At 58.2% G+C, this 9,236-nt stretch carries 7 protein-coding genes and 1 pseudogene; 1 reads left to right on the top strand and 7 read right to left on the bottom strand.

Features of this window, described 5'->3' with window-relative positions; all coding sequences use genetic code 11:
- Positions 1–142: 142 nt before the first annotated feature.
- Entirely contained in the window at positions 143–1,057 is a 915-nt protein-coding gene (locus E1180_RS00455; RefSeq protein WP_155189121.1) for a cobalamin B12-binding domain-containing protein, read from the bottom strand.
- A 188-nt stretch (positions 1,058–1,245) separates the two neighbouring features.
- Complete coding sequence (gene dxs / locus E1180_RS00460; protein ID WP_155189122.1) at positions 1,246–3,093, bottom strand: 1-deoxy-D-xylulose-5-phosphate synthase; 1,848 nt, start codon at positions 3,091–3,093, stop codon at positions 1,246–1,248.
- Between the two features lie 362 nt (positions 3,094–3,455).
- Here dxs and E1180_RS00465 point away from each other — a divergent pair, with 362 nt between their 5' ends.
- The gene (locus E1180_RS00465) at positions 3,456–3,896 is read left to right on the top strand and encodes a TspO/MBR family protein (RefSeq protein ID WP_341873533.1); all 441 of its coding nucleotides are present in this window, start codon (positions 3,456–3,458) and stop codon (positions 3,894–3,896) included.
- A 12-nt stretch (positions 3,897–3,908) separates the two neighbouring features.
- Here E1180_RS00465 and E1180_RS00470 read toward each other — a convergent pair whose 3' ends face one another.
- The 5 genes and pseudogenes from E1180_RS00470 to ppsR form a co-directional block, all read right to left on the bottom strand.
- Entirely contained in the window at positions 3,909–4,193 is a 285-nt protein-coding gene (locus tag E1180_RS00470) for a hypothetical protein (RefSeq protein WP_155189124.1), read from the bottom strand.
- Positions 4,190–5,395 (bottom strand): geranylgeranyl diphosphate reductase, encoded by a 1,206-nt coding sequence (locus E1180_RS00475; RefSeq protein ID WP_155189125.1) that lies wholly within the window; start codon positions 5,393–5,395, stop codon positions 4,190–4,192. Before E1180_RS00475 ends, E1180_RS00470 begins: the two co-directional genes overlap by 4 nt.
- A gap of 40 nt (positions 5,396–5,435) precedes the next feature.
- Positions 5,436–6,818: a BCD family MFS transporter gene (locus tag E1180_RS00480; protein ID WP_155189126.1), complete on the bottom strand. Its 1,383-nt coding sequence runs from the start codon at positions 6,816–6,818 to the stop codon at positions 5,436–5,438.
- 19 nt (positions 6,819–6,837) lie between these two features.
- Positions 6,838–7,757 (bottom strand): annotated as a pseudogene (chlG, locus tag E1180_RS22725) (chlorophyll synthase ChlG).
- A 105-nt stretch (positions 7,758–7,862) separates the two neighbouring features.
- Positions 7,863–9,236 (bottom strand): transcriptional regulator PpsR (gene ppsR, locus E1180_RS00490; protein ID WP_208996760.1); only part of this gene is annotated, 1,374 nt, incomplete at its 5' end.

Consider the following 9,236-nt stretch of genomic DNA (forward strand, 5'->3'; position numbering starts at 1 on the left):
AGAGCAACGAGAACACAAAATCCCGCTCCCACAAACAACAAAACAAACCGCAAGAACACAAGGAGTTTAGTTCGGGGGCGGCGCTTCTAACGCCATCAAATTGGAAAACAAGCGTTCAGATAGGTGGGCGATAAGCCAAGAGTTAATACTTGACCGACACCTGATCGCTTAACTGAAAAACGGACAGAACCGAACTTGCAATATAGTCCGCACCGATTTCGTCAAAAGCACTCGGTTCATCAAGAACGGCCCGCCCTCCGACTGCGATCTTCGTGGTTTTTGCGCCAAGGCAATTCCTTGAGCGGATGATTGTTTCCCGGCAATCTGGAACTTCCGCCAGGTGGCCGATGGAAAGGCCTACCATGTCATAGTGGTTCAAGGTGAGTTGAGAATACAGCGTATCTCCGATTTCCATATCTGCGCCGCCATCCACGATCCAGCCAAGGTCACGGAAGCAGAGGCGCACGAGCGTCACCCCAAGCGTATGCTGGGTGTCCCTGGACCTGGCGAGGAGAATGCGCCGGGACCTTGGTGCCGGGCGATCCTGTTGGCTACTTAGGGTGAGATGATTGACGATATGCGCAAGCCGTGTGGAGGCGACGGCAATATCCATGAAATCCGTTTCATCATTGCACCAGTAATAGCCAAGGCGGGTGGCGACAGGAAAAAACAGCATGACCGCCAGGGTTTGCAACGGAATCCCGCTCTGCAGCAGCTCATCCACCACTTCCCGGTGAGGGCGGGGATCAGGAGTGACCAATGCTTTCATAAACAAGTCGCGGAAGCCGATGGCATTCTCGGCCCCGGGCAGCTGGAGGGCCCGGGCATTGAGTTCCGGCGATAGGCGGAGATCCTTATCGGTCTCCTGGATCAAGTCCGGATGTTTTGATCCGATCAACCCGGAAACGCGGCCACGGATCGTCCGCTCCAGAACCGTGAGATCCTGAAAACCCAATTTCCCTGCATTCCGTGCCGATATGTTCCGGCCGCTGTCACTGACGGATGGTGCGGGCTTGTTCTTAGCTTCTCCGCTGCCATCCCGATCTTTATAGGCCAACTCCCACTCCCGATACCTCGGCCTGGGCGGTCAGGCTCCTCCACGCCCGGATCGTACACCATTGGTGACGCGCCGCCAAACATCATCGGGGTTTCCGTAAGGTCCATTAGACTAAGGGGCCGGAAAAACAGGCTTTCATCCTTTGGACCTTGACCGGGAGACCCCGATACCGGAGGTATCTTTCACGATTACCTGTGATGGCGCTGTGAAAAAGCGGATCTAACCAGTTCGGTTATCTGCCGGGCGTTCAAGCCGGCAGTTTCATACATATCCGCTGGACTGGCCTGCTGGATGAAACTGTCAGGCAGGGTCATCGTCCGGACACCACATCTTCCGTCCAAAAAGCCCTGTGCGGCAAGATGGTGAAGAACCAGCGCGCCAAAGCCACCGGTTGCCCCTTCTTCAATCGTTACAAGAAGGTCATGGCTGCTTACAAGCTCTTCGATCAACTCCGTATCCAGCGGTTTCGCAAATCTGGCATCAGCAATTGTTGCGGAAATGCCATGTGGCGCCAATTGTTCGCGGGCCTTGCGGCATTCGGCAAGGCGCGCGCCGAACGACAGCAGGGCGACCTGCTGTCCGCGTGCGATGATGCGACCTTTTCCGATTGCCAGGGGTGCGGGATTTTCCGGCAGTGGGACCCCAAGGCCCTCGCCGCGCGGATAACGAAAGGCAATCGGACCGGTGTCGAAACGCGCAGCCGTCGCCACCATCGAGACGAGGTCCGCCTCATCGCTTGCGGCCATAACGGTCATATTCGGGAGATTAGCCAGATACCCCACATCGAAAGCACCGGCATGGGTGGGGCCGTCCGCCCCGACGAGGCCGGCACGGTCGATAGCAAACCGGACGGGAAGGTTCTGGAGTGCGATATCATGCACGACCTGATCATAAGCGCGCTGCAGGAAGGTTGAATAAATGGCGCAGAACGGCCGCATTCCGCTCGCAGCGAGACCGCCCGCGAAAGTCACCGCATGCTGTTCTGCAATGCCGACATCGAAACTTCGATCCGGAAAAGCTCTTGCAAATTGATCCAGCCCCGTCCCGGCCGGCATGGCTGCGGTAATGGCAATGATCGTGTCGTCCTTTTCAGCTTCCGCGATCAGGCTTTGAGCGAAGACTTTCGTGTAGCTCGGTGCCTTGGCCGGCGTTTTCGACTGCTTTCCGGACGGGATGTCGAACCTTGAAACGCCATGATACTTGTCCGAGGACGTTTCCGCGTAACTGTAGCCGGCGCCTTTACGTGTAACCGCATGCAGCAAGACCGGGCCGGTTTGCGTATCTTTCAGGTCCGACAGCGTTGCCAGCAGGCCGGACACATCATGCCCGTCTACAGGGCCGAAATAGGAAAATCCCATATGCTCAAAGAGACTGCGTTCTTTTTCCGACCTTGCAGCGTTTTTGAGTGCGGCCCCGGGTGCGTTGCTTGCGAGCGCATTCAAATGGTTGGATACGGCGCCGGTGGGCGGCGAAATGGACATGTTGTTGTCATTCAAGATCACGATGAGGCGTTTGCCCAGATCGCCGGCATTATTTAGCCCCTCATAGGCCATGCCCGCCGTGAGTGCACCGTCCCCAATCACGCAAACCACATGTCCCGACTGGTTTTTCAGGTCCCTGGCAACTGCAAATCCAAGTCCGGCGGAAATGGATGTCGACGAATGCGCGGCCCCAAATGGATCGTACGGACTTTCAGCGCGCCGGGTAAAGCCGGACAGGCCGTCCTTCTTGCGTAAGGTGCGCATCCGGTCCCGCCTGCCGGTCAGAACCTTGTGCGGATAACACTGGTGGCTTACATCCCAGATCAGAACATCGTCCGGCGTGTCAAACACTGCGTGGAGTGCGACGGTGAGCTCAATCACACCCAGGCTCGAGCCGAGGTGTCCGCCGGTTTCTGAAACAATCGAGATGATTTCAGCGCGCAATTCATGCGCAAGAGAGGCAAGTTCATCTTCCGACATGGTTTTAAGGTCGGTGGGTGACTGAACACGATCAAGCAGGGACGTTGACAGGACTTCCTTGGAAATAAAGCTCATCACGTCTCCTCCCGCGTCTGAGCCGGCCAACTGGCGCAGGGAGCCAGGCTGATCGCCAGACTTGTCCTGGACGATGCCCGCCCCACTTCACACCATGGACGGTGTCTTTAGCATTCATTCTCAAGGAAGATCCTGGGTGTGTAAACTATTTTTTACAGAATGCCTGACTAGAACGTAAAAAATAAATGACACTTTGGTTGCCGCCGGATGCAAAGCCCTGCCACATGGTTGCAGTTCGGCGTGTCCGGTAAGTGCGGTAAAGGGCCACCTCAAATCCCATTACTTTATGCATTCCTGCAGGACGTATCTCTGTGTATTGTCGGCCATAAGGCACGAAAGGTGGGACGTTTATGATAGCAGCCGTGACATTTGCGGGACTCGTACTGGCAGCTGCGGCAACGGGCGCGATTTTCAAACCCGGGCCGTGGTATGAAGAGTTGCAAAAACCGTCCTGGACCCCGCCCAACTGGATGTTCCCTGTGGTGTGGACCTGCCTTTACATCATGATTGGATATGCCGGCTGGATAATCTGGACGAACACGGGGCAGGTCACCGCCGCTCTCGTGTTCTGGGGGCTGCAGCTGGTATTGAACGGTTTCTGGTCCTGGCTCTTTTTCGGCCTGCGCCGGATGGACCTCGCGCTTGTAGATGTTGTTCTGCTCTGGGCGGCCATTGCAGGGTTCATACTGGCGGCGTGGCCTGTTTCAACGCTCGCGGCTTTGCTGTTTCTGCCCTATCTGGCGTGGGTGACAACAGCCGGCTTGTTGAACCTGACGGTCATACGTCTGAATCCGGCGGTTTAAAGCCGCTGGGCTTCATCGGTTGTCAGGGGGAGAGGCGAGGCGTGTGTAAACATCCAAGGCGTGTGCGGCCAAAGACAGCGTGAGTGCGCCGAGGATGAATATGCCGGGCCCGTTTTGAAGCGCGATACCGAGTGCCGTGATCAGGCACGTCCCGGCAAGAACGTTCCCGGCCAGCAATTTGAACCGCGCCAAAGGCTGCTCGGCCAGCAGGCACAGCGCGGCCGTCTCCGCCCACAGCAATGCAACTGCGGCGACCGGCAACCAGACCGATTGTAGGAGCGTCTCGACGAGGCTCATTTGTGCCCGGCAGGCAGACCGGCCAATTGACCGAGATCCTTGAAGAAGACCCGGACATGAGCAAGCGGATCCCGGCGAACAAGTTTTTTGTTCAAGTAGGATTCCCAGGTGAGCCGTTGAACGTCTGGATCCGCACACATCGTTACAAAGCGCTCCCGTAAACGGTCGTTGCGATACCAGACGCCTTGCATGATCCGCAGGATCAGGAATATGCGGCCATGGTCTTTCATAAACCGGCGGCGCGCGTTTTTGAGCGCTGCGGCTTTTCCGGTTGCAAGGCTCGCAGCGACAGCATCGGCGGCCAACACACCGCACAGCATGGCATAGTAGATACCTTCGCCCGAGGACGGTGCGACTGTGCCGGCCGCATCGCCGGCAAGCACCACGTTCTTCCCGTTATCCCATCTGCGCATCGGGCGCAGCGGCAAGGGCGCACCTTCCCGCCGGATGGTTGTCTGGCCGGACAATCCTGCCTGCTCGCGCAGATCCTGGGTCGCCTGGCGCAGGCTATGCCCCTTCACGGCACTGCCACAGCCCACCGATGTCTGGTTGCCATGCGGAAAGACCCAGCCATAGAAGTCCGGTGAGATCCGGCCATCATAGACCACATCGCATCTATCGGCCTGAAATCGGTCTGCGTCCGCATCCGCCGGGCTCTCTACGATCTCATGATAGGCGAAGACATAAGGCGGCTTCTTGCTGGACGGGAACATGGCACGGCGAACCGCCGAGTTGGCACCATCGGCGCCAATCACCATTTTGGCCTTAAGTTGGTAAGGTGTCTTTGGGCAATCATTTGCGGTTGGCTCAATGGTGAGGTCCAGCGTACCATCAGAAGCCTCTTCCATGTGAGCAAGCTTGCCTTTAATGGCGGCCGCGCCCGCCGATGCGGCGCGCCGCCTCAAATACGGATCGAAGGTTTCACGGTCGACCATGCCAACGAAACCGATATCGCCGATGCGCATTTCGACCGCATTGCCAGACGGCGCAATGACCCGCGCGGCATTCGCTTTCGCCACAAGCATGTGCTCGGGGATCGCGAAGTCCTTTATTGCGCGGTTTGGAATGGCACCGCCACACGGTTTGATACGGTTGTCCGGATCGATCAATGCAACAGAGTAGCCGCTTTTGATAAGTTGCTCCGCGGCGATGGTGCCACAGGGGCCGCCGCCAACAACGATGACGTCAAAAGAAGTCTGCATGGCATTACTCCTGTCTGGAGACTGTGCGTCCGGTTTCACATCACTCCGCAGGCACAGGTGTGAGAGATGGCGAAGACCGCATTTCGCCCCGTTTCTCCGCCGGCCGCATACCGATCCGCAAAGCGATCAGCGCCGATAAGAAGAACAGGCCGGCCTCGAGCGAAAAGACCATCGCAAAAGCGATGCTGTCTGACTGGGTGGCCCAGCGGCCAAGCGTGAGGGCAACGGTTCCGGCAACGCCTCCAAGACCAAAGGAGATGGCTTGAGCAGCTCCCCAAACGCCCATGCGCATGCCCTCATTTGATGTCTTGCCGCGCCCGGCGAGCACCATCATCGTTCCGATTGCGGCAACAGCGAATGCCCCGTTCATGACACCGAGCACGAAGATGTTAAATGCAAGCGGCCATGCCGGGGCAAAGCTTGCGGACAGGGCCAGAAGCGCGAGCGCAAGTCCGGATCCGAAACATCCGGTCACGATGAAGATTTTCATGAGACCCGGCTTGCGTTTCGAAAACAGGCCGCCAAGAAGCCCGACGGCAGCCATCCCGGCAAAAACGCCGCCATGCTGAACACCGGAGAGTTGTGTGCTTTCGCCTGGGGTCATGCCGAACAGAAGGCCGGCATAAGGTTCCAGGATGAGATCCTGGGTGGAATAGGCCAGCATCGACATGAATATGAAGAGAGTTAGCATGCGCGCTTCCGGATCGTGCCAAACTTCCATAAGGCTTTCGCGGAAGTTGCCAGCTTTATCCTTCGCATGGGGCTGATCGGGTGAAGGCTGCTGTTCAATCCCGGAAATCGCGATCACGGAGATAACAAAGACCGCGATACCGGTTACGGCGGTGACGGCGATCAGGCGCGCGTGGGAATAGGGCTCCAGGGCGAGCCCGGTCACGATGGACGTTATGGCAATTCCGGCGATCATCATAAGCCACGTGATTGTGGCCGCGGGCGCCCGGCGCTCCGGCGCCGTTTTTGCGGCCATCAGCGCCAGAAGAGATGTGCCGCAGGCGCCGACCCCGAACCCAATCAGGATGTAGGCAAGAATTGCGGCAGCCAGTCCGGCTGCAAAGCCCCATTCAAACAGAAGCGTGGTGGCGGATGCCCCGGTGCCGCTTGCGGCAAGAAGCGCAAGGCCACTCAATATCCAAAGGGTCCGCGAGCTGCCGATGTCCGACTTGTGCCCCCAGACCGGACGCGCGAGCTGAACCGCATAGTGGATGCCGACAAGAATACCTGGCAGCATTGCGATAAGACCGAGCTCTACAATGAAAACCCGGTTCAGCGTCGAGTTGGTCAGTACGACGACCGAGCCCAACGAGGCTTGAACCAAGCCAAGCCGGATGATTGCAAGCCAGCTCAAGCCTTTCCGACGGCTCCGGGCTTCCGGCGATCTTTTCAAAAGGCTGTTCAAGGCGGACATTGCGAGCACTCTCAAGTCATCAAGCTTGTAAATGGGACAAGGCATTCAGCCCGAATGCGGTGATCATCATGCCTGTTACATAAAGGCCGACACCGATTGCCGAGTACCAGACCGCGTAAGTCACGGGATCCCGGAGAAAACGGCGCATACATGCCAATTGCAGGAGCAGCAGCCCGCCAATTGCGAGCGCGTAAAATGGCAGGCCCCAATAGAAAAGCAGCAGGCTGACCAGCGCCTGGGGCACGGCCATGATGGCGCAAGCGATCACGGCTGCGCGCTGCGGCCCGTGCAATACCGGCAGGCTAGAGATGCCCATGGCCCGGTCCCCGGCTATTGCCTTAAAATCATTCAGCGTCAGGATGCCATGAGCACCGGCACCATACAGTATGGCCACTAGGAATACCGGAAGCGTCGGCAGTATGCCGGTCGTTGCGGCGGCGGCCGTCAGCCAGGGCAAGGTCTCGTAGCTGAACCCGCACACACCGTTGCTGCCCATCCATTCTGCTTTAGCCGCAGAGGCGGTGCACTGTAAGCCCAGGCGAAGAACAGGCCGAGCACAGCTGCCGGAAAAATCAGGGGTCCGAGCATCCAGGCCGCCAGCAGCGACAGGACCGACATGATGATGGCGATATATAGCCCCCACCGTCCGGGCATGCGGCCAGATGGAATAACCCGGTCCGGCTCATTGATGGCATCGACGTGGCGGTCAAACCAGTCATTGACTGCCTGGCTGGTGCCGCAAAGGAGCGGGCCCGCCAGGATAACACCCAGAACCACGAAGCCGGCGCGCGACTGAAAGCCATGGCCGGATGAAATCGCCCCGCAGGCATAGGCCCACATGGGTGGAAACCATGTGATCGGTTTCAGCAGAGCAAGAATAGCGCCCGGTGAGGGGAGCCTTGCCTGCGGTGGTGTGCGGGTCAGTTCCATGAAATTCATGCTAGGCGGACGGTCAGCGACTGTCAATTTTAATTGACAGTTCTCGCCTGCGGAGAGTGTTGAATGTCAGAGTATATTTACACTCTTGGGGCTGTTCAGCCCGTGTCAGGACCCAGGCCGGTAGTTTTCCAGGCCATGGCGCCGCAGCTTTATGTAAAGGCTTTGCCGCGATAGCCCGAGGATCTCCGCTGCGTTCGCGCGGTTGTTGTTTGTTTGGTCAAGCGCTGCTTCGATGCAGATCTTTTCAACCACATCCAGAGACTCCCGGATGAGCTCTTTCAAGGGGACCTTGCCAACGAGGCTTGCAAAGCCCTCTGCCTGGTCCTGCGTTGTTCCCGGCTGAATGGAGACTGCATCGGATTGCGCAGATTGCGGCAATACCAGGAGATGAACGACGTCAGCTTCCGGGTCGAAGTAGCCGGATAGAAGGACCGGATGCTCACTGCCCAAGGTGTCGGACAACACGGTGTTAAAGCTGCGGATCCGCTTTTCTTCAATGATCCGCGCATAAAGCACGCTGATGTCAATCGCGGATTTGCCGATCCAGTCGCTGACATTCCGCCCAAGCACCTGATTGAGCGTTGGCGCATGCACAAGGTCGAGGAACAGCGCGTTTGCAGCCAGCAGATTGCCTTCCTGGTCCGTTCTCAAGGCGGCTTCAGGCAAGGCGCCCAATTCCAGGTCTTCCGTGCTGCGCGCATCGGAGGAAAGGTGCCGTGCAGATTGTTCGCTGTCTTGGGCCGGCCAAAGCGTCAAAATGAGGTTGGTGGCGCCATTTTCCCGGTAAGCCCTCAGTTTGGCACCCAACTGGACGCCCTTTGCACCCATCAGATGGGGCAGGAGAACCGGTTCTCCGCTATGCCGGGCTTCCCCGATCGCATCTCCGAGTCGGTCCCGCTCCTGTTTGGCCACCAGGTCGCGAACGGCTTTGCCCGTCAGATTTGCAGATCCGCTTTCCAGAAGGGCAATTGCGGCGGCATTGGCTTCCAGTATGGTTCGCTTGTCGCCCTCCAGCATCACATAGGCTGTCTCAGAGACCTTAAAGGCGGTGCGGTAACGTGCTTCGGCCTGTCGGAGGTCGCGGTAATCCGCTTCCATGGCGATTTGGGCTTCCACAAGCCGCTGCTGATCGCGCATTTGCCGTTGCATTTCACGGCCGACAACAATGGCCGTTGCGGCGCCGGGCACAGGAAAGGCCTTGTAGGCGACCGGCAGATCCGGATGACCGTTGGCGCGGTGATTTATCTGATACCCCCGCTCCGGCCGCTGTTGCTGCGACGGTGACAGCATCGCATCGATCTTTGGTACGCTTTCGTGGGTGACGCAGTCCCTCAGACGTTTGCCGACCATGGCCGGCAATCCGTACGGTTCTAGGCCTGGGTCATTGTAATGGACATGCTGAACAACGCCGTCTTCGCCAACGATATGGACGACGTCGGATCCCATTCCCACAATTGCGGCGAGCGCCTCTCCTCCCAG

Source organism: Roseibium denhamense (assembly GCF_009711415.1).
GTDB classification, from domain to species: domain Bacteria; phylum Pseudomonadota; class Alphaproteobacteria; order Rhizobiales; family Stappiaceae; genus Roseibium; species Roseibium denhamense.